The 437-nt window shown below is 71.4% G+C and carries 1 pseudogene; it reads right to left on the reverse strand.

Annotation, left to right across the window (positions count from 1 at the left end):
• Positions 1 to 338 (reverse strand): annotated as a pseudogene (locus tag ACY45C_RS19485) (bis-aminopropyl spermidine synthase family protein); the annotation flags it as partial.
• Between the last annotated feature and the right edge of the window lie 99 nt (positions 339 to 437).

The following is a 437-nucleotide window of genomic DNA, read 5'->3' on the forward strand; positions in this document are numbered from 1 at the left end:
AGCGGGGTCTGCCCGTTCAGCTTGTCATAACGGATCAGGCCGCGGTAGCGGTCGATCGACGCCGGGCGCAGCACGTGACGCCCGTCGGGGCCGGTCCGCAGATCGTCGCCGAGGCTGGCGAGGATCTCCTCCACGCTCCGCCGGGGCAGGCCCGAGCTCTGGACCAGCTGGCGCAGGGTGCGTGGCTGCTCGGCCAGCGCCGCCACCGCCGCGCGAGGCGCCCGGGCATGCACCCGGTAGCCCGCCAGCAGGATCGCCAACGACTCGCCGGATTCGGCCGGATCACCCGGCGCCCGGCCCGGGTGATCCGGCCCTGACAGGGGATGTAGAGGGGACACGCAACCAGCCTTGCACCTCCGGCGGACCTGCGATTCTACCGGTCCCCGCCGAGGCCAGCTAATCTCTATACCGTGCTCAGAAGGCTTGATCTGCGTGGC

Source organism: Frankia sp. CcWB2 (genome assembly GCF_977927585.1).